Origin of the sequence: Microbacterium bandirmense (genome assembly GCF_037204185.1) — a bacterium.
GTDB classification, from domain to species: domain Bacteria; phylum Actinomycetota; class Actinomycetes; order Actinomycetales; family Microbacteriaceae; genus Microbacterium; species Microbacterium bandirmense.
The window spans coordinates 20,553-41,177 of the sequence record NZ_JBBDGM010000002.1; the positions used below are offsets into that span (position 1 = coordinate 20,553).

Consider the following 20,625-nt stretch of genomic DNA (forward strand, 5'->3'; position numbering starts at 1 on the left):
TCTTCCGCTCGCTACTCATCTGAGAGTCATGTCTGTCACCTCTTCCTCGTCGTCGCTGTCCACCTTCGCCGCGCTCTGGCGGCTCAAGCCCTTCGTACGGCCCATCATGGGCCGCCTCATCGGCGGAGCGCTCAGCGCCCTCGCCGCAGCCGTCATCGCGCTGATGATCCCGATCGTGCTCGAGCAGATCGTGAAGGGCCCCATCGCCACCGGCGGCATCGGGCTCATCGCCGTCGGCGCCTTCGGTGTGCTCGCCCTCGCCCTCGGCGAGGCCGCCATGGTGTGGCTGCGCCGCTGGTTCGTGCTGACGCCCGCCACCGAGGTCGAGTTCCAGATGCGCACCGACCTGTACTCGCGGCTGCAGAGCCTGCCGGTCGCGTTCCACGACCGCTGGCAGTCCGGCCAGCTGCTCAGCCGCATGATGCAGGACATCGGGCTGATCCGCCGCTGGATCGCCTTCGGGCTGATCCTGCTGGTGGTCAACATCCTCACCATCGGCATCGGCGCCGTGCTGCTGTTCCGCTGGCACTGGCTGCTCGGCACGATCTTCCTCGTGACAGGCCTCCCGATGTGGATCCAGGGATACCTGTTCGAGAAGCGCTATGGCACGCTCGCCCGCCGCAGTCAGGACCAGGCCGGCGACCTCGCCACCAGCGTCGAGGAGAGCGTGCACGGCATCCGCGTGCTCAAGGCCTTCGGGCGCGGCAAGCACGCCCTGAGCCGCTTCAGCCGCCAGGCCGAGACCCTGCGCGAGACCGAGCTCAGCAAGGCGCGCGCCGTGGGCGAGATCTGGTTCTGGCTCGACCTGATGCCGCAGATCGCCTTCGGGCTGAGCCTGATCACCGGCATCTGGCTGATCGCCGACGGTGCGATCGACGTGCCGCAGCTGTTCGCCTTCTTCGCGATGGCCACCGTGCTGCGCTGGCCGATCGAGTCGATCGGGTTCCTGTTCTCGTTCATGCTCGATGCCCGCACGGCCACCGACCGCGTGTTCGACATCTTCCAGGAGACCAACACGATCACCGACCCCGAGAACCCGGTCAGCATCGCCGAGCCGCACGGTCGGCTCGCCTTCGAGGGCGCGCACTTCCGGTATCAGGACGCCGGCGCCGCCGAACGCGATCTGCTCGACGGCATCGACCTCGTGCTCGAGCCCGGCGAGACGATGGCGCTGGTCGGCCTGACCGGCAGCGGCAAGACGACTCTGACCACCCTGCCGGCGCGTCTGTACGACGTGACTGGGGGGCGGGTGACGCTCGACGGCGTCGACATCCGCGACCTGGAGCTCTCCGAGCTGCGTCGTCATGTCGCGATGGCCTTCGAGGACGCGACGCTGTTCTCGGCATCCGTGCGCGAGAACGTGCTGCTCGGCCGCGCCGACCTCGACCTGCGCAGCGAAGAGGCCGACCGGGTGCTGCATGAAGCCCTAGACGTCGCTCAGGCGGGCTTCGCCGAGCAGCTGCCCGAGGGGCTGGAGACGATCATCGGCGAAGAGGGACTGAGCCTGTCCGGCGGACAGCGTCAGCGTCTCGCACTCGCCCGTGCCGTCGCCGCCGCCCCCAAGGTGCTCGTGCTCGACGACCCGCTGTCCGCGCTCGACGTCGACACCGAGGCGCTGGTCGAGGAGGCGCTGCGGCACGTGCTCGCCGAGACCACTGCGCTGATCGTCGCCCACCGTCCCTCGACCGTCGCGCTGGCCGACCGGGTGGCTCTGCTGGAGAAGGGAAGGATCACCGCGGTGGGGAAGCACTCCGACCTGCTGCGCACCAGCGCCCACTATCGGCATGTGATCTCGAGCCTCGAAGCCGAGGAGGCCGCTCGCACCGGGGCGATACCGATCATCACCGAGGCCGTCGCCGAGGCGCACCAGCGTGAGCAGCAGGAAGCAGCTGATGCCGCAGACCAGGACGCACTCGAAGAGGAGGTGCAGGCATGACCATCATCGGAACCCAGAACGAGGATCGCTCCGACTACACCAAGGAGGAGAGCCGCGCCATCCGGCAGCGCTCGCTGCGCCTGCTCGGATCGCTGATCCAGCCGCTGCGCCTGCGGATCGTGATCGCCGCACTCGTGCTCGTGGTCTCGACGGCGCTGCAGGTGGCGGGGCCGATCCTGATCGGCGTCGCCCTCGACAGCGCCCTGCCGCAGCTGCTCGAGAATGCCGATTGGATGCCGGCGATCGCCGTGACCGTCGCATACCTGCTCGCGGGCAGCATCGGCGCCGCGCTGATCGGCCTGTACGTGGTGCTGGCTGCTCGCATCACCCAGGCGGTGCTGCTCGAGCTGCGCAAGCGCATCTTCCTGCACACCCAGCGGCTGAGCCTCGAGTTCCACGAGTCGTACACCTCTGGCCGCATCATCTCGCGGCAGACCAGTGACCTCGACTCGATCCGCGAGCTGCTCGACGGTGGCCTCAACAACCTCGTCTCGGGTGTGCTGTTCGGACTGTTCACCTTCATCGCACTGGTGAGCTACGACTGGCAGTCCGGTGTGATCCTGGCCCTCGCGGGAATCCCGCTGGTGCTGTTGATGCGCTGGTTCTACAAGCGGTCGCAGCTCGTGTACCGCGAGTCGCGGGTGATCAGCGCGAAGGTGATCGTGCAGTTCGTCGAGACGATGACGGGCATCCGCGCGGTGAAGTCGTTCCGCAAGGAGCCGCGCAACGATGAAACGTTCCGCAAGGTCGCCGGCGACTACCGTGATGTGAACCGCCGCTCGATGGTGCTGTTCGGCACGTTCGAGCCCGGGCTCATGGCGGTCTCGGCGCTGACGATCGCGCTGGTGGTGCTGTGGGGCGGCATCCGCGTCTCCGACGGCGTGCTCGGTGTCGGCGTGCTGCTGGCGACCGTGCTGTACGTGCGCAACTTCTTCGCGCCGATGCAGGAGATCGCGATGTTCCTGAACTCCTACCAGTCGGCCACGGCCGCGCTGGAGAAGGTCTCGGGCGTGCTCGACGAGGTGCCGACGGTGCCCGACCCCGACAAGCCGGTCGACCTGTGGGAGTCGCGCGGTGCGATCCGCTTCAACGAGGTCACCTTCGGTTACAACGGCGAGAAGACGATCCTGCCCGAGTTCACCCTCGACATCCCGGCCGGTCAGACGATCGCGCTGGTCGGCACGACGGGTGCCGGCAAGTCGACGCTCGCCAAGCTCATCTCGCGATTCTACGACCCGAGCATCGGCTCGGTGACGCTCGACGGCGTCGACCTGAGGATGCTGCACCCGAAGGACCTGCGCCGCGCGATCGTGATGGTGACGCAGGAGGCGTACCTGTTCAGCGGCACGGTCGCCGACAACATCGCGCTCGGCAAGCCGGACGCCACGCTGGACGAGATCCGCGCGGCCGCGCGGGCCGTGGGCGCCGACGGGTTCATCGAGAGCCTGCCCGACGGGTACAACACCGACGTGAACAAGCGCGGCGGTCGCGTGTCGGCGGGGCAGCGTCAGCTGATCTCGTTCGCGCGGGCGTTCCTCGCCGACCCCGCGGTGCTGATCCTCGACGAGGCGACCGCGTCGCTCGACATCCCGTCGGAGCGGCTGATCCAGGACGCGCTGCAGACGCTGCTGGCCGACCGCACGGCGATCATCATCGCGCACCGCCTGTCGACGGTCGCGATCGCGGATCGCGTGCTGGTCATGGAGCACGGGCGCATCATCGAGGACGACACCCCGGAGGCCCTCATCGGCGGCACCGGCAAGTTCGCGCAGCTGCATGCGGCCTGGCAGGAGACTCTGGTCTGAGGCTGTCCGCGGCGGGTCATCACGTGGTTAGGTTGAAGGTGTGGATCCGTTCTGGGCGATGGCAGCCGAGCTGTGGTGGATCGCCCCTGCCGTCGTCGCCGGCGGCGGGGCGGTCGCGTTCGGCGCGACGCGGAGGCGTGACGTGGTGAGCGGCAGACGTCTCGGCTACGACGCGGCACGGCTCGAGTTGCGCCGCGCTCAGCAGGACGCCAAGGTCGCCGCTGACAACGCCCGCATCGCCAGGGCCGAGTCGACGCGGGTGAACGCGGAGCGAGCGGCGGCGAGAACGGATGCCGGTGCGGTGGCGGCCGCGCGACGCGCGTTGCGCGAGGCGCAGTTGGCGTCGAAGGCGGCCACGGCCAGGGTGAGGGCCGCTCGTGCCCGCCTGTCGGCCGAGCGCACGGCGCTCTCGAGGGGTGGCGAGCCCCCACTGAACCGGCTGCGTGCGCGTCACGACGCGGTGCTCGGTCGGTGGATGCAGTACGAGACCGACGCGGACAAACTGCTCGCCTTTCCCGCGATGACGGATGCCAGGGTGCCCGCGACCGCCGACTTCCTGGCGGCACTGCAGACGGCCCGCGAGCTGCGCCCCGGTGAGCAGGGGGCGCGAGTGACGGCATCCGACTACGGTGCGTACCGCGACGCCGTCGAGCGGCTCGAGCGTGCTTTCGACATCGCCGAACGCAGTGTGCGCGGCGCGCCGCGGCAGACCGAGGTGCCCGAGGCGCTGCGCGACGCCGCGCGCACGCTGATGGAGCGCACCACCGACGTGCTGGGTCGTGCGTCGGACGCCCTGGGGTCGTGGGGTCGCGATCGGGATGAGCCGCCGCGCGACGGTCGCTGAGACCGCACGCCGCTGAGGGCGGCTGCAATTGCATAGGATGCCAGTGGTCGTGATCTCCTGCAGAATTGCAAACACCCTAGATTCGTGCCCGATTCCGGAGCGCCGGCGCGAGGTGCAGACCTCGGCTGATGGCCGCGGCGAGCGTCCGCTCGACGTGTTCCCAGTCGTAGATGACCTGCGCGTACGAGAACCGCAGCACGGTGTATCCGCGCATTCGCAGTTCGGCGTCGTGAGCGATGTCGCGGGTGCGGTCGGCAGATGACGAGTGATACGCCCAGCCGTCGATCTGGATGACTAGGTGCGTGCCGATGAGGAAGTCGACGTCGTGACCGGCGAGGTTCACCTGCATGCGCATGCGTACGCCCCAGGAACTCAGCCGCACATGGAACAGCGTCTCCAGTGACGAGCCGGCTCCCGGCCGCACATGCTCGAGACATCGGCGGGCTGCCGCGCTGCGCCACCGCACGCTCCGCAGTGACTCCAGTGTGGTCGATTCCGCGCGCATCGCTGATTCCCAGATGGCGACTGCCTGATCCAGATCGAAACACTGCGCAGCATCCGCCAGCGCATCTTCGATCGACGCCTCCAATGTGCGGGGACGGCGGGGGCTCAGCGATTTCGCCCAATGCGCCGTGACGTCATCGACCTGCAATGACCCGTGCGGCGGCAGATGCAGGTGCACCCCTGCGTCGGTGTCCGGTGGCACCCACCATCCGCGCCGCCGGGCGAGCGAAACGCACGTAAGGACTCCGCCGTTCGTCGCCGCCGTCACCAGGTCCGGCGCGGCGGTGCCGAGTGCGATCCATTTCGCGCGGATACGGCGTACGCGGCCCGCGCGGATCGCAGCGCGGATGTGGGAGGCTGTGAAGCCGGCATCCGCTGCATCATCGCGATGGCCGATATTGTCGCGTTCACTCAACCACTTCGTCAGATCCATGCCCGACAGCCTGCGGCAGAATCAGCAGTCGATGACGCCCAGAACCCGGGTTCTGTGGATTGATTCCGAAAGCCGTGGACTGTGCAGGGGGAGTGGGCCATCAGGTTCGGCGGACGATTTCAATTCCATCGGATGCCAGCGGCCGAGATCTCCTGCAGAAGTGGAAACACCCGCGGCACTTGCGCGCGCTCAGCGTGCGAGAACGCTCTCAGGAAAGCGGCGACGGAGCCTCGATGGGGGAGGGGATTCGAGACCCCGCCGCCTGTTCAGGACGTGACGCGGATCTGGGCGATGACCTCGGAGTACTCGGTCTCGCCGACCGGTTCGAAGCCCACGCGTCGGAAGAACGCCTCGGGCCCTCCGTCACCGGCTTCGTAGATCACGTTCACATGATCGACGCCGCGTGCGCGGGCCTCGTCGATCAGGGCCTGCACGGCGAAGCGACCGACGCCACGCCCCTGGTCATCGGCATCGACGTTGATGCGCCAGAGCACGCTGCGGAAGTTCTCTTCGAGCGCTTCCGCATCGAAGCTCGCGCTGACGAAGCCCACCACCTGGTCGCCGTCGAGTACGACCCGCTGCCAGGATGTCTGCGGGTTCACCACCGTGGCGGCGATGCCGTAGGACACAGGGGCGAGGAACTGCTCCTGCCCCGGCTTGAGCGACAGCTTGTTCACGGCGACGATCGTCGCCGCGGAGAGTTCGACCACGCGCAGTTCCGACATGACCCCAGGCTAGCCCCTCAAGGCGGCCGGTGGCGGAAATGTCATCGGATGACGCAAGAAGTGCCTGAAGACGGCCTCAAACGGCGCGTGCCGCACTCAGGTATCTTGGTATCGAGATAAATTGCCGCAGCGAAACGGAGATCCGGTGACCGACGACGCCATCATCTACACCTACACAGACGAGGCGCCGGCACTGGCGACCGCGTCCTTCCTGCCGATCATCAAGGCGTACACGAGCCAGGCGGGCATCGAGGTGGAGACGCGTGACATCTCGCTGGCGGGACGCATCCTCGCCGCATTCCCCCAGAAGCTCACCCCTGAGCAGCAGGTCGGCGACGCGCTCGCCGAGCTCGGCGGACTCGCTACGCTGCCCGAGGCCAACATCATCAAGCTGCCCAACATCTCGGCGTCGATCCCGCAGCTGAAGGCCGCCATCGCCGAGCTGCAGCAGAGCGGCTACGACGTGCCCGACTACCCGGACGAGCCGTCTTCCCTCGAGGAGAAGGACGTCCGCGCGCGCTACGACCGCATCAAGGGCTCGGCCGTCAACCCGGTGCTGCGCGAGGGCAACAGCGACCGTCGCGCGCCGCTGGCCGTGAAGAACTACGCCAAGAAGCACCCGCACCGCAACAAGCCGTTCGCCGACGGCTCCAAGACCAGGGTGGCCACGATGGGCCACGACGACTTCAAGTCGAACGAGCGCTCGTGGGTCGCCGCCCACGACGACGTGCTCAGCATCCGCCACATCGCCGCGGACGGCAGCGAGACGGTGCTGAAGGAGGGTCTGAAGGTGCTGCCGCGCGAGATCATCGACGCGACGTTCCTGTCGGCTGCGCACCTCGACGCCTTCCTGGCCGAGACCCTCGAGGCCGCGAAGAGCGACGACGTGCTCTACTCGGTGCACCTCAAGGCGACCATGATGAAGGTCAGCGACCCCATCATCTTCGGCCACGTCGTGAAGGCGTTCTTCAGGGAGGTGTTCGCCCAGTACGGCACGCAGCTCGCCGAGGCCGGTCTGAGCGCGAACGACGGACTCGGCTCGATCCTCGCCGGACTGTCGGACATCGCCGGTGGCGACGAGATCAAGGCCGCTTTCGAGCGGGCGATCGCAGACGGCCCGCGCCTGTCGTACGTCAACTCCGACAAGGGCATCACCAACCTGCACGTGCCGAGCGACGTGATCGTCGACGCGTCGATGCCGGCGCTGGTGCGCAACGGCGGAAAGCTCTGGGGCGTCGACGGCGGCGAGGCCGACACCCTTGCGGTCATTCCCGACTCCTCGTATGCGGGTGTCTACCAGGCCGTGATCGAAGACGTCATCGCGAACGGACCGCTCGACCCCGCCACCATCGGCACGGTGCCGAACGTCGGTCTGATGGCACAGGCGGCCGAGGAGTACGGCAGCCACGACAAGACGTTCGAGATCGCCTCGGAAGGCGTCGTGCAGGTCGTCGACAGCGAGGGCACCGTCCTCATCGAGCACACCGTCGGCGCGGGCGACATCTGGCGCGCCACGCAGACCAAGCACATCGCCGTCATGGACTGGGTCAAGCTGGCCGTCACCCGTGCACGCGCGACCGGTGCGCCCGCGGTGTTCTGGCTGGACGCCAACCGCTCGCACGACGCGCAGATCATCGCGAAGGTGCACCAGGGTCTCGCGCTGCTCGACACCAAGGGCATCACGATCACCATCCTCGCGCCCGAGGAGGCCACGCGGTACACGCTGGCGCGCATGCGCCACGGCCTGGACACCATCTCGGTCACCGGCAATGTGCTGCGCGACTACCTGACCGATCTGTTCCCGATCCTCGAGGTCGGCACGTCGGCGAAGATGCTCTCGATCGTGCCGCTGCTCGCAGGCGGCGGTCTGTTCGAGACCGGCGCCGGCGGCTCGGCTCCGAAGCACGTGCAGCAGCTCGTCGGCGAGAACTACCTGCGCTGGGACTCGCTGGGCGAGTTCTTCGCGCTGGCGGCATCGCTGGAGCACTTCGGAGACCGCACCGACAACGAGCGCGCCCGCATCCTCGCTGAGACGCTGGATGCGGCCACCGGCACCTTCCTCGAGGAGGACCGCTCGCCGGGCCGTGCCCTCGGCACGATCGACAACCGCGGCAGCCACTTCTACCTCGCCCTCTACTGGGCGCAGGAGCTGGCGAAGCAGACCAAGGATGCCGAGCTGGCGGCGGCGTTCGCCCCGGTCGCCGAGACGCTCGCGGCCAACGAGCAGAAGATCGTCGACGAGCTGAATGCCGTGCAGGGTTCGCCGGTCGACATCGGCGGGTACTACCGTCCTGACGCCGAGAAGGTCGCCGCAGCCATGCGCCCGTCGCAGACGCTGAACGGCGTCATCGACGCTCTCGCCTGATCGAGACACCGAAGGGGGCGGATGCTGCAGCATCCGCCCCCTTCGTCGTATCGTGGCGCGTCAGGCGCGCACCCACACCTCGAGACCCGTCGGGGCGAGCTCGTACACCTGCCGGGCGACATCGATGGGCATGTTCACGCAGCCGTGGCTCATCCGGTTGCCGAAGTTGCTGTGCCAGTAGGTGCCGTGGAACGCCTCGTCACCGTTGAAGTAGACCACCCAGGGCACGTTCTCGGTGACGTACTTCGAGCCGTCGGCGTTCGTGCCCCTCATGTCCTGCATGGGCACGTGCGCCCGCACGCGGAAGTGGCCGAGATCGGTGTCGGTGCCCGGCCGTCCCGTGGACACCAGCCACGAGCGCACGGTCACGCCGTTCTCGATCAGGTAGGTGCGCTGGTCGCTGATGTCGACGATCAGGCTGCGCGCGATGGCCGCGGTCTCGAACGGGGTCTCGGTGACCGTGAGCGGGTAGACCGCATCGCCGTCCTCGAGTGCGGCGGCGAACTCGGATGCCACGCCTGAGGTGTCGCCCAGTGCGCGGCCGGTCACGCCCTCGACCTCGGTGCGCAGCACCTGTCCGCCGGAGTCGACGATGGTCTTCGCGGGTTCGGGCGCGCGGTCGACGGACTTCGCGAGCGTGTCGACGACGGCCTGCACCTTCGACTCGTCGGCGCTGATCGCCAGGGCGCCGTCCTCGGCGCTGACCGTCAGCCAGCTCGCGGCGACGGCGGGAGAGACGGGGACGGTGCGCTCGTCGCCGACGTAGAAGCCGATCTGGGCGAGCATGCCGTTGAGCTGCTCGGCGGTGGCTGCGGCCTCGTCATCGGTGATCGGCGCGGGCACGGCTGCCGGTTCGGCGGAGTGCGTGAAACTCGTCTGCCCGTCGTTGGCGGCGGTGCTGAAGGCCGTCGCCAGTTCGTCGACCGAGATGCCGGTGCCCGCCTCGGCGGGTGTTGTGACGTACTTCGATGCGGCCTCGTCGAACACCACGGTCGCATCCGTGGGGTCGATGTAGCTGGTGGGGACTGCGGCGCGCAGCGCCTGCTCGGCGGTCTCGGGGTCGAGTGTGACCGGAACGGTGACGGGGTCGCCCATCCAGGTGCCGAGGTTCCACATCGGGCTGTCGGCGAACGCCTGCTCGGCGAGCGCCTGCGCGTCGACGGCGGCTCCGAGATCGGCGCCGCTGAGGTTCGTGTCCGCGCCGCCGGTCAGTTCGACCTCGGTCGTCGCGATGCGGTTGCCGATCGCGTCGGCCGCCATCCCGGGTGTCATCCAGCCGACCGATACACCGGCGACCGTCGTGCCGGGGGCGATGAGCACCAGTGAGGCACCGACCGCGGCGAGCAGAACGGCTCCCGCGCCGAGTCCGATCCACAGGCCCGTGCGCCGCTTCTTCGGAGCGGGCTCATAGGGGGCCCATTCCACGGGCTGATCCCCGTCGACAGGCGGCAGGACTGCCGTCTGCGCATCGGACGGGATTGCTCGCGCGGCGCCCGTATCGGGTCCAGAGATCACATCGGTCACGGACTCACCCCCCAAGGAAACGTGACGTATGCACTCATGGTATGTGACGCGCAGGGCGAGCGGGGGCCGTCCCGGGGCGGAGGATACCCGCGATCCGTAACGTTTCGGTAACCGGCGCGCCCGAGAAGTCGCTCGTGTTGCGCGGTGCACGGTTCGTAAGGTGTACTAACAAATATGACGATCGCGAACCGGCATCCTGGCGTGCGCATCGGCCTGGACGTCGGCGGCACGAAGATCGCGGGCATCGCGCGCGCCGACGACGGCACCGTGCTGGCGACTGTCCGCAGTGCGACCGGCAGCGGGGGCGAAGCGGTGCTCTCGGGCATCCTCGACGCCGTCCACGCACTGCGCGCACAGCTCGACACGGTCGTCGAGCTGCTCTCGATCGGGATCGGCATCCCCGGTCTGGTCGACGTGGCCGAGGGGCGCGTGCTGCACGCGGTGAACCTCGGCGTGGAGTCGCTCGCCATCTCAGCGCGCGTGCGGGATGCCATCGGAGTGCCCTGCCACGTCGAGAACGACGTCAAGGCGGCGGCACTCGGGGCGGCGTCACTGCGTGACGACAGCGCGCCGATCGCCTATCTGAACCTGGGTACCGGCGTCGCCGCCGGCGTCGTCGTGGACGGACGCATCTGGCGCGGCTCCAGGGGCACTGCCGGCGAGGTGGGGCACTTCGTCGTCGACCCGAACGGTCGCTCGTGCGGCTGCGGTCAGCGCGGCTGCATCGAGACGCTGTGCGGCGGGGGCGCACTCGCCCGCGCCTGGGGGCGCGACGGCGAGTGGCCGGTCCGTGACATCCTCGACGCCGCAGCCGTTGGCGATCCGACCGCGATCGTGCTGCGCGACGACCTGTTCCGAGGCGTCGCTGCGGCCGTGCGTGCGCTCGTACTGTCCTTCGACGTGGAGACCGTCGTGATCGACGGCGGGCTCACCGCACTCGCAGACCGGCTCGAGTCGGGCATCCGCGCCGCCCTGCGCTCGGATGCCACGACGTCACCGTTCCTGCAGTCGCTGCGCCTCGATGAGAGGATAGACATGCTTCCGGCGCATTCGCCGGTGGCGGCCATCGGGGCCGCCTTGCTGGGCACCGCCCTCGCGGACACCACCTCATTCGACAAGGAGATCGTCCCCCATGGCTGAAGTCGTCATCCTCGAGAACAAGGCCGCGGCCGGTGCCCTGGTCGCCGACGAGATCGTGCGGCTGATCGACTCCGTCGCCGATCCCGTGCTGGGTCTGGCCACCGGGTCTACCCCGCTGCCGGTCTACGAGGCTCTCCGCGAACGCCTCGCCGGACACGACGTCTCGCACCTGCGCGGATTCGCCCTCGACGAGTACGTCGGCATCGACCCGGCGCACCCCGAGAGCTACCGTTCGGTCATCATGCGCGAGGTCATCGAACCGCTCGGTCTCGATCCCGAGCTGATCCGGGTGCCCAACGGCGCGATCGAGAGCATCGAGCACGCCGGCGCCGACTACGAGGAGGCCATCGCGGCGGCGGGCGGCGTCGACCTGCAGATCCTCGGCATCGGCACCGACGGACACATCGGCTTCAACGAGCCTGGCTCGTCGTTCGCCTCCAGCACGCGTGTGAAGACCCTCACCGAACGCACCCGTGAAGACAACGCGCGCTTCTTCGACTCCATCGACGACGTGCCGCGGCACTGCGTCACCCAGGGGCTCGGCACGATCCTGCGGGCGCGCCACCTGGTGCTGCTCGCGTTCGGCGAGGGCAAGGCGCGCGCGGTCGCCGCGGCCGTCGAAGGACCTGTCACCGCCCTGCTGCCGGCCTCGGCGATCCAGCTGCACCCGCACGTCACGGTCGTGCTCGACGAGGCCGCTGCGAGTGAGCTGAAGCTCGCCGACTACTACCGCTACAGCTACGCGAACAAGCCCGCCTGGCAGGGCATCTGACCCGCCGTTGACACTCGGGCGGGGTCTGCTGGCCTCGGGTGCGGCTCAGGCCCAGGCGATGGGCAGCAGGTGCTCGATGCTCAGCGGCGCGAGCGGCACGCTGTCGACGTCGCCGCGCTCGAGCCAGCGCAGCTCGGCGAGCTCGGCCTGCACGATGACCTGATCGGCCTCGGCGCGCAGCGCGAAGGCATCGGCGACGACACGGTGATCGGGCTCGTTCGCGGCGGCCGACACGAAGGTGCCCAGCGGTCGCAGCGCCGCCTCGTCGATACGCAATGCCAGTTCTTCGTCGAGCTCTCGGATCAGCGTCTGCGCGGGCGTCTCGCCGGGCTCGGGCTTGCCGCCGGGCTGCATGAACCTGGTCGTGCCCTGCTTGCGCACGACCAGCACGCGACCCGTCGCGTCGACGATCACGGCGGCACTCACGCGGATGTCAGGCACCGAGGAACACCTTTCCCGGGTTGAGGATCCCCTGCGGGTCGAACACGCGCACGATGTCGCGCTGGAGCTGCCATTGGTCATCGCCCAGCTCTTCGGCGAGCCAGCGGCTCTTCAGCATGCCGATGCCGTGCTCGCCGGTGAGGGTGCCGCCCAGACGGATCGCGGCGCGGAACAGCTCGTCGGCCGCGGCCCAGATGTGAGCCGGAACCTCGTCGCCGTCGAAGATGAAGTTGGGGTGCAGATTGCCGTCGCCGGCATGCGCGACGGTGGGGATGCTGACGCCGTGCTGCCGCTCGATGCGGGCGATCTCGTCGAACATCGCCGGCATCGCGCTGCGCGGCACCGCGACGTCCTCGATCAGGGTCGTGCCGAGCGAGGCCATGGCCGGATGCATCGCGCGTCGCACCTGCAGCAGGCGTTCACCCTCGGCCGGGTCATCGGTGATGGCCACCACGCCGCCGGCGGCTTCGAGCACCCGGCCGATCACCGCGGCCTCCTCGCGGGCCGCGGGACCGTCGGTCTGGATCGTCAGCTGTGCCGCGTGGGGCGCGGGCGAGGGGAGGGCCAGCAGGGCGTGCACCGCGGCCAGCGAGGCGGCGTCCATCAGCTCCATGATCGCCGGCTGGACACCGGCGGCTGTGACCGCAGCTGCCCCCGCGGCCGCATCGCGCACCGTGGGGAACATCGCCGTGATCGTGCAGATCGCCCCCTGGGCGAGACGGCGCAGCTTGAGCGTCGCTCCGACCACCACGCCGAGGCGTCCTTCGGAGCCGATCACGAGTGAGGTCAGGTCGAGCCCGGTGACGCCCTTCACCGTGCGGTGGCCGAGACGCAGCATCCGCCCGTCGGCGAGCACCAGATCGATGCCCAGCACGGCGTCGTGGACGACGCCGTACTTCGCGCACAGCAGTCCGCCGGCGCCGGTGGCGATGTTGCCGCCCACCGTGGAGATGTCGCGGCTGGCCGGGTCGGGTGCCCACCACAGGCCGTGTGCGGCCAGCTGCGCATTCAGATCGCCGTTCAGGATGCCCGGTTCGACGACGGCGATGAGATCGTCGGCGCGCACCTCGAGGATGCCCGTCATCAGGGCCGTCGACAGCACCAGCTCGCCCGGGCCCGCGTTGGCGGCGCCGGCCAATCCGGTGCCCGCGCCGCGGACCACGACGGGCGTGCCGGTGCGGGAGGCGAAGCGCATGGTGCGCTGCACGTCATCGACGGTACGCGCATGCACCACGGCGAGCGGGCGCTCCGCCGAGCGGTGTCCGCTGCGATCTGCCCTGGCCGTCTCGAGCGTCTCCGGCGAGCAGTCGACGATGTCGCCGAGCTCGCGCCGCAGCGACTCGAGGAGATCGGTCATGACGCGCTGCTCAGCTCAGGGCGCGACGACCGGCGATGACTCCGGCGGCGACCGCCACGACGGCGAAGGCGATGCCGATCCAGGCGGAGCCCATCGACCACCAGGCGAGAGTGACGCCGACGTAGATGAGCAGCTCGACCAGGGCGCGCAGGAAGGGGTGCAGACGCAGCACGGGCTTGGACGAGAGGACCAGCGCCCAGAGGACCAGCACGATGACGGGCGCCCCGATGCCGACCACGATGCTCCACGGCAGCGGCCACGTCGCGAAGCCCCACAGGGCGAGGGTGGCGAGCGCGGCGAGCAGCACCAGCACGCGGATGATGTCGAGCGGCGTGACGGCGGGACGGCTCACGCCCGGTTCGGTGACGGGGTCCTGGGGCATGCTCCCAGTCTATTCGGCGGGTGGTGCAGTGCCTTCATCAGTCGCAGGGAGCAGCGCCGACAGCGAAGTGGTCTTCCACTCCTGGACGTTGCCGTCGACCGCGTAGCCGAAACGGATGGTCGCGTTCTCGATCTGCCAGAATGCCGCGTCGATGACCGCTGTCGCCTGTCCATCGCCGTCGAGTGTGACGTTGTCGCCGCGCCCGATGCCGATTCCTGGGCCGATCCGCACGTACACCGTGGCACCGGGCGTGCCCTGGACGGGGATCGTGAAACGCGAGCCGAGCCAGTCATCGGTCAGTTCCGCCGTGCCCAGCGTCAGTTCGTCGCTGATCCCGGGATCAGTCTCCTCACCCGGACCCGGATCGGGCGACGGTGTCGGCTCGGGGCTGGGCGTCGGCTCGGGGCTGGGGGTCGGCTCGGGGCTCGGCGTCGGCTCAGGCGTGGGCGTCGGCTCCGGGCTGGGAGGGGGAGTCGGGGTCGGAGTGGGCGTCGGCTCCGGGGCCGGCGTCGGTTCGGGTTCCGGCTCGGGCGCGGTCGACTGCTCGGGCGTCGGGGACTCTGCGGGCTCCGCGGGAGCCGTCTCGGGCGCGGACGCCTCCTCGTCATCGGTCGCCGGCGGTGCCGGCGGCACGATCGGTGACGGCGCGGGCGGCTGCTCGTCGTCGACCTCGATCACCATCGGGTTCTCGATCCCCATCGACGTGTCGGGGCTCACCTCGGAGTCGATCGCTGACGAATCCGACTGCGAGGCGCTCGGCGGCGAGGTCGCCACGCCGGCGGCGGTGATGACGGGTACGACGGCCACCGCGGCGACGACTCCGGCGACGACGAGCGCGGCCGATCCGACGCCCACCAGGGCGCCGATGCCCGTGACCGAGCCGGTGCCCGAACCAGCGGAGGCTCCGCTGCCGCCGGCCGCAGCCGCGCCGCCAGCGGCGCCGACCGTGGCGATGCCCGCGCTGCCGATTCCGCCTTCGACGACACCCGGGGGCATCGCAGCCAGTGCGACGATCGGAGCGCCACCGCCCTGCAGCGCGGCGAGGTAGCTCGAAGCACCGCCGACACCGAGCACCAGCGGAAGCAGGATGATCGCGAGGCGGCCCGAGACGTCCTTCGCCTCAGCGGCGACGATCAGACACCGCGCGCACTCTTCGAGGTGCGCGTCGACGCGCTGCTGGGCGCGCATGCCGAGGTTGCCGCGGGAGTGCGCGCCGAGGTGCTCGATGGTCCACCGGCACTCCGAGCCATCACCCGCGCTGCGCAGGTGCGCCTGGATCCAGGCCTCGCGCAGCCCCTCACGGGCGCGGAAGGTCAGCTGCGAGACAGCCCCGGCGGTCATGCCCAGCAGCGGGGCGATCTCGGCCGGCTTCATCTGCTCGATCTCGGAGTACCAGAGCACCTCCTGCCAGCGGGAGGGTAGCGAACGGAACGCCTGGGCGGTCAGCCCGCGGTCGAGCGCCTCATCGGCGGCGGATTCGGTGGTGCTGGGATCGGCGACCGTCTCGAGCTCGTCGATCGCGGTCTCGCGGCGGGCCCGGCCCCAAGCCGCGGCGGTGTTGCGGATGCTGGTGAACAGGTACGCCCGGAACGAGCCGTTGGGGCCGCCGCCCTTGAGGATCGCCTGGTAGATGCGGGCGTACGCCTCTTGCACCAGGTCGTCCGGGTCGATCGACGATGTGATCGACCGTGCCACCGTGAGGCCTGAGGGGTAGTGGCGTCGCCAGAGTTCACCGAAGGCCTCGGTGTCACCCGACCGGGTGCGCAGCACGAGGTTGGCATCGGCCGATGCCCCATGATCGGTGTTCTGGTCTCCCACTGGATGTCCTCACCCCGCGGTCTGCGGGATCGCTCTCACAAGAAGAGACGCGTGAGTGCTCGATTCATCACGCGTCTTATCCATTCTGACCGGAAACGGCCGTCTGAACCACCCCTGTGGAGAACTCCCCGCACTCGTCGGGGAACTTCGCCGAGAAATTTGTGAGAAGTCGCGTAATGGAACGCGTGGTGCGTCGTCTCTTCTCGTAGAGCATCCCAAAGCGCCACCGGGGGGCGGTGCGGCGGGGTCGATGCCAGGGGTATCGCATCGAAAAACTTGGTCGGGTCGGAGACCTCGGGGGAGGAGCCTTCGACCCGGCCAGCTCTTCTGGGGGCGAGAGAGTCGCTCTTCTGGGGACGAGAGGGCCGTCGCACCGGGGGGTGTGACGGCCCATCCGCCCGTCCGCTGACTACCCGACGTCAGCGGGCGGGCGCCGCGCCCACCCACACGCCCTGCACCGCGAAGTCGGCATCCAGCAGCACCGCGTCGGCGACGAAGCCCGGCTGCAGCAAGCCCAGGGTCGATCCGCGACCGACGGCGTCGGCCGGCGTCGCCGTGAGTGCGCGGACGGCCTCGCCCAGCGGCACGCCCGCCTCGACGGCACGGCGCAGCGCGACATCCTGCGTGAGCGTGGAGCCGGCGATCGACCCGGTGTCGTCGGTGCGTGCCACTCCGTCCTTCACCGTGACCTTCACGGCGCCGAGGTCGTAGTGTCCGTCGGCGCTGCCGGCCGCGGCCATCGCGTCGGTGATCAGCGCGACGCGTCCCGGCGCGACATCGAACAGCAGCTTGATGATGTGCGGGTGCAGATGGATGTTGTCGGCGATCCCCTCGAGTACCACGCGGTGGTCGGCGGCAGCCGTGACCACCGGGCCCGGCGCACGGTGGTGGATGCCGTTCATGGCGTTGAACGCGTGAGTCAGGATCGATGCGCCAGCCTCGAACGCCGCGCGCGCGGCATCCGCATCGGCGTCGGTGTGCCCGACCGCCGCCGCGGCTCCCGAGGCGACGATCTGGCGCACCGCGTCGAGGCCGCCGGGCAGTTCGGGGGCGATGGTCATCTGCCGCACGGTGCCGCGTCCTGCCTCCAGCAGGCGGGCGATGTCGGCAGATGTCGGGTGGCGCAATAGCGACGGCTCATGCGCTCCCTGGTGGCCGGGGTCGAGGAACGGGCCCTCGAGGTGACTGCCGAGGATCTCAGCATCCGACTCGGCGAGATCGGCGATCACCGCCACCTGCCGGGCGAGGTCGTCGACACTCGCGGTGACCAGCGAGATCACCGCGCGGGTGGTGCCGTGCGAGCGATGCATGTCGCGGCCGATGCGAATCGCATCGGCGCCCTCGTCGTAGGCGGCGCTGGCGCCGCCGTGACCGTGGATGTCGATGAAGCCCGGCGTGAGCAGGGCGCCGTCGCCGGCGAGAGCCGACGCATCGACCACGTCGTCGGCGGGTGCCCAGTCGGCCCCCGTGCCCCGCGCGACGACCATGCCCTCCTCGAAGCGCACCCACGCGTCCTCGGTGATCGAGCCGTCGCCGTCGGCGAGTCGCGCGGAGTGGATGACCCGCGATCCGCGGAAGTCGGTGGTCGGGGTCATCGAGTGCTCCAGTCGATCTCGGAGGTGGGGTGGAATCGGATGCCGTCAGCCTGCCACAGCGGGGCCATCGCGCCCAGCCGCGCCCGGAACGACTCCCAGGTCAGTTCGGCGCCATCGGCCGGTGTCCACGCGCGCTCGGCGACCGCCGCGATCCTCGGGAACATCAGCTGCTCGGCATCGGCCAGGCTGCGCACGGTCTCGGTCCACAGCGGACCCTCGACACCGAGAATCTCATCGGCGGGCACGTCGAGCACGTCGGTCGGCTCCCAGTCGTAGGCGCGACGCACATCGACCAGGCCCGCCCAGGCCAGACCGAGGGGGTAGTCGGCGTCGTACTTCATGTCGAGATACACCGCATTCGAGGGGGAGAGGATCAGCGAGCCGCCGCGCTCGACGAACTGCGCCGCCTCGGCGGCGTGCGCCTCGGAGGGCTCGACGCCGCCCCAGAACTGACCGATCGTGCCCTGCGCGATGCCCGAGACCGCACCGGCCTCGTGCCACGCGATGGGCGTCTTGCCGAGCTCGATCACCATCGCGCTGACCCGCTCGACGAAGTGCGCGAAGTCCTCGGCGGACGTGCCCAGCGATTCGTCGCCGCCGATGTGCAGGTAGGGCCCGGGGGTGAGGTCGCCGACCTCGGTGAGCACGTCGCGCACGAAGTCGTAGGTGCCCTCCTCGCGGATGCGCACGCTGGAGTGGCCGACGCCCCAGCCCGTGTACGGCTCGCCGGCGACGGGGAGCTTCTGGCCCCACAGGGCGGTGCTGCGCACGAGTTCGTCGTTGAGCACCGGTGCCTCGACGATCTCGGGGTAGGCGACGCCGATCGCGTGCGTGTGACCGGGGAGGTCGATCTCAGGGACGATCGTGATGTGGCGGGATGCCGCGTATGCGACGATCTCGCGGAAGTCGTCTTTGCTGTAGAAGCCGCCCTCGTCGCCGTTCGCGGCCGACACCGCGGCCTTCTCGGCCAGCAGCGGCCACGAGTCGATCTGGATGCGCCACCCCTGGTCGTCGGTGAGATGCAGGTGCAGGTGGTTGAACTTGAGGGCCGCGATCCGGTCGATCACGGTCTTGACCTCGGCCACCGGGAAGAAGTGGCGCGTCACGTCGAGCATCACGCCGCGGTACGCGAAGCGCGGGGCATCCGCCACGTCGGCACGCAGCCAGCCCCAGCCCTCGTCACCGTCGCGCAGCAGCTGCAGCAGCGTCTGGATGCCGTAGAACAGGCCGGCCTCGTCGCCGCCGATGATCTCGACGCGGTCGGCGACGCGCAGCGTGTACCCCTCGGCGCCCGCGGTGGCCGGGTCGACGAGCAGACTGATGGCTGCGTCATCGGCGCGGTCCGAGGCCGGAAGCCGGAAGCCGGTGCGCCGCTCGACGGCATCGATGAGCGTGGATGCCGCGGCAGGCGCTCCGTGGACCGTGGCCGTCGGCGCGAGGGCGACGCGCCCCTGTCCGGCGGTGGCCGAGATCGGTGACGGGATCAGGGGCAGAGGATCAGTAAAGGCCATGAACAAAACCTATCGTGTTCGGGCGCCGCGCATCCGCTAAGCTCGTGTGCGTCGCGACTGGCGTCTGGGTGGGGCACCACCGGGGAGCGACCTCATGGGATTCGACCGCGCGCCTGGGCCGATGAGGTACACCCCTATTTCCCGCGTGGACAGGAGACCGCCATGACCGACCGCTACTTCGACGCCCCGCTCGCCGAGGTCGACCCCGAGATCGCCGAGGTGCTCGAGCGCGAGCTGGACCGCCAGCGCACGTACCTCGAGATGATCGCCTCCGAGAACTTCGTGCCCGTCTCCGTGCTGCAGTCGCAGGGGTCGGTGCTCACGAACAAGTACGCCGAGGGCTACCCGGGCCGCCGCTACTACGGCGGCTGCGAAGAGGTCGATGTCGCGGAGTCCCTCGCCATCTCGCGTGCCAAGGAGCTGTTCGGCGCCGAGTTCGCCAACGTGCAGCCCCACTCGGGTGCCACGGCCAACGCCGCCGTGCTGCACGCCATCGCGCGCCCCGGAGACACCCTGCTGGGCCTGTCGCTCGACCAGGGCGGCCACCTGACCCACGGCATGAAGATCAACTTCTCGGGCCGCCTCTACGACATCGTCGCCTACGGCGTCGACCCCGAGACCTCGCAGATCGACATGGACGAGGTGCGCGCCCTCGCGATCGAGCACAAGCCGAAGGTGATCATCGCCGGCTGGTCGGCGTACCCGCGCACTCTCGACTTCGCCGCGTTCCGCGCGATCGCCGACGAGGTCGGCGCGCTGCTGTGGGTCGACATGGCCCACTTCGCCGGACTCGTCGCCGCGGGGCTGCACCCGAACCCGGTGCCGCACGCACACGTCGTCTCGTCGACCGTGCACAAGACCATCGGCGGCCCGCGCTCGGGCTTCATCCTCACCAACGATGCCGACATCGCGAAGAAGATCAACTCGGCCGTGTTCCCCGGCCAGCAGGGCGGACCGCTCATGCACGTGATCGCCGCCAAGGCGACCGCGTTCAAGATCGCCGGCACGCCGGAGTTCAAGGAGCGTCAGGAGCGCGTCCTGCGCGGCGCCGCGCTCATCGCCGACCGCCTCTCGCAGCAGGACGTCAAGGACGCCGGCATCGCCGTGCGCTCCGGCGGCACCGACGTGCACCTCGTGCTCGTCGACCTGCGCGACGCCGAGATCGACGGCAAGCAGGCCGAAGACCTGCTGCACGAGATCCACATCACCGTGAACCGCAACGCGGTGCCGAACGACCCTCGCCCGCCGATGGTCACCTCGGGTCTGCGCATCGGCACGCCCGCGCTCGCGACACGCGGCTTCGGCGACGCCGAGTTCACCGAGGTCGCCGACATCATCGCGCTGGCGCTGCTCCCCGGCGCCGACGTCGAGGCGCTGCGTGCCCGAGTCGCGACGCTGGCCGACGCGTTCCCGCTGTACCCCGGCCTGAGCCAGTAACTCAGACGCGTATTCGCGTCCTTCGTCTCGTCGCTG

General features: G+C 69.6%; 16 protein-coding genes and 1 riboswitch. Of the genes, 7 read left to right on the plus strand and 9 right to left on the minus strand.

Annotated elements, in window-relative coordinates:
• The first annotated feature begins 28 nt into the window (after positions 1–28).
• The 3 genes from WDU99_RS02090 to WDU99_RS02100 are packed head-to-tail and all read left to right on the plus strand — an operon-like array spanning position 29 to position 4,585.
• A complete protein-coding gene (locus WDU99_RS02090; protein WP_337330785.1) occupies positions 29–1,936 on the plus strand; it encodes an ABC transporter ATP-binding protein in 1,908 nt (635 codons plus the stop codon).
• Positions 1,933–3,741 (plus strand): ABC transporter ATP-binding protein, encoded by a 1,809-nt coding sequence (locus WDU99_RS02095; RefSeq protein ID WP_337330786.1) that lies wholly within the window; start codon positions 1,933–1,935, stop codon positions 3,739–3,741. Before WDU99_RS02090 ends, WDU99_RS02095 begins: the two co-directional genes overlap by 4 nt.
• A 40-nt stretch (positions 3,742–3,781) precedes the next feature.
• Positions 3,782–4,585 (plus strand): hypothetical protein, encoded by an 804-nt coding sequence (locus tag WDU99_RS02100; protein WP_337330787.1) that lies wholly within the window; start codon positions 3,782–3,784, stop codon positions 4,583–4,585.
• A gap of 76 nt (positions 4,586–4,661) precedes the next feature.
• Here the strand turns inward: WDU99_RS02100 and WDU99_RS02105 are convergent, their stop codons facing one another.
• Both WDU99_RS02105 and WDU99_RS02110 read right to left on the minus strand, forming a co-directional pair.
• The gene (locus WDU99_RS02105) at positions 4,662–5,522 is read right to left on the minus strand and encodes an endonuclease domain-containing protein (RefSeq protein WP_337330788.1); all 861 of its coding nucleotides are present in this window, start codon (positions 5,520–5,522) and stop codon (positions 4,662–4,664) included.
• Between the two features lie 266 nt (positions 5,523–5,788).
• Entirely contained in the window at positions 5,789–6,247 is a 459-nt protein-coding gene (locus WDU99_RS02110) for a GNAT family N-acetyltransferase (RefSeq protein WP_337330789.1), read from the minus strand.
• Positions 6,248–6,392: 145 nt separating this feature from the next.
• Here WDU99_RS02110 and WDU99_RS02115 point away from each other — a divergent pair, with 145 nt between their 5' ends.
• Positions 6,393–8,612: an NADP-dependent isocitrate dehydrogenase gene (locus WDU99_RS02115; RefSeq protein WP_337330790.1), complete on the plus strand. Its 2,220-nt coding sequence runs from the start codon at positions 6,393–6,395 to the stop codon at positions 8,610–8,612.
• Positions 8,613–8,672: 60 nt separating this feature from the next.
• Here the strand turns inward: WDU99_RS02115 and WDU99_RS02120 are convergent, their stop codons facing one another.
• Entirely contained in the window at positions 8,673–10,037 is a 1,365-nt protein-coding gene (locus WDU99_RS02120; RefSeq protein ID WP_337330791.1) for a L,D-transpeptidase family protein, read from the minus strand.
• 273 nt (positions 10,038–10,310) lie between these two features.
• Here WDU99_RS02120 and WDU99_RS02125 point away from each other — a divergent pair, with 273 nt between their 5' ends.
• Entirely contained in the window at positions 10,311–11,276 is a 966-nt protein-coding gene (locus WDU99_RS02125; RefSeq protein WP_337330792.1) for an ROK family protein, read from the plus strand.
• Positions 11,269–12,048 (plus strand): glucosamine-6-phosphate deaminase, encoded by a 780-nt coding sequence (nagB, locus tag WDU99_RS02130; protein WP_337330793.1) that lies wholly within the window; start codon positions 11,269–11,271, stop codon positions 12,046–12,048. The genes WDU99_RS02125 and nagB overlap by 8 nt, the downstream gene beginning before the upstream one ends.
• Positions 12,049–12,093: 45 nt before the next feature.
• Here the strand turns inward: nagB and WDU99_RS02135 are convergent, their stop codons facing one another.
• From WDU99_RS02135 to WDU99_RS02160, 6 genes are all read right to left on the minus strand, one after another.
• Positions 12,094–12,489: an NUDIX hydrolase gene (locus tag WDU99_RS02135; protein ID WP_337330794.1), complete on the minus strand. Its 396-nt coding sequence runs from the start codon at positions 12,487–12,489 to the stop codon at positions 12,094–12,096.
• The gene (locus WDU99_RS02140) at positions 12,482–13,846 is read right to left on the minus strand and encodes an FAD-binding oxidoreductase (RefSeq protein ID WP_337330795.1); all 1,365 of its coding nucleotides are present in this window, start codon (positions 13,844–13,846) and stop codon (positions 12,482–12,484) included. The genes WDU99_RS02135 and WDU99_RS02140 overlap by 8 nt, the downstream gene beginning before the upstream one ends.
• A 10-nt stretch (positions 13,847–13,856) precedes the next feature.
• Positions 13,857–14,228: a YrdB family protein gene (locus WDU99_RS02145; RefSeq protein ID WP_337330796.1), complete on the minus strand. Its 372-nt coding sequence runs from the start codon at positions 14,226–14,228 to the stop codon at positions 13,857–13,859.
• Between the two features lie 9 nt (positions 14,229–14,237).
• A complete protein-coding gene (locus WDU99_RS02150; protein WP_337330797.1) occupies positions 14,238–16,046 on the minus strand; it encodes a sigma-70 family RNA polymerase sigma factor in 1,809 nt (602 codons plus the stop codon).
• 419 nt (positions 16,047–16,465) lie between these two features.
• A complete protein-coding gene (locus WDU99_RS02155; RefSeq protein WP_337330798.1) occupies positions 16,466–17,641 on the minus strand; it encodes an N-acetylglucosamine-6-phosphate deacetylase in 1,176 nt (391 codons plus the stop codon).
• Complete coding sequence (locus WDU99_RS02160; RefSeq protein ID WP_337330799.1) at positions 17,638–19,152, minus strand: beta-N-acetylhexosaminidase; 1,515 nt, start codon at positions 19,150–19,152, stop codon at positions 17,638–17,640. Before WDU99_RS02160 ends, WDU99_RS02155 begins: the two co-directional genes overlap by 4 nt.
• Before the next feature lie 43 nt (positions 19,153–19,195).
• Positions 19,196–19,278: riboswitch (ZMP/ZTP riboswitch) on the plus strand.
• A 36-nt stretch (positions 19,279–19,314) separates the two neighbouring features.
• Here WDU99_RS02160 and glyA point away from each other — a divergent pair.
• Positions 19,315–20,589, plus strand: a complete 1,275-nt coding sequence (glyA, locus tag WDU99_RS02165; RefSeq protein WP_337330800.1) for a serine hydroxymethyltransferase — start codon at positions 19,315–19,317, stop codon at positions 20,587–20,589.
• Positions 20,590–20,625 lie beyond the last annotated feature (36 nt).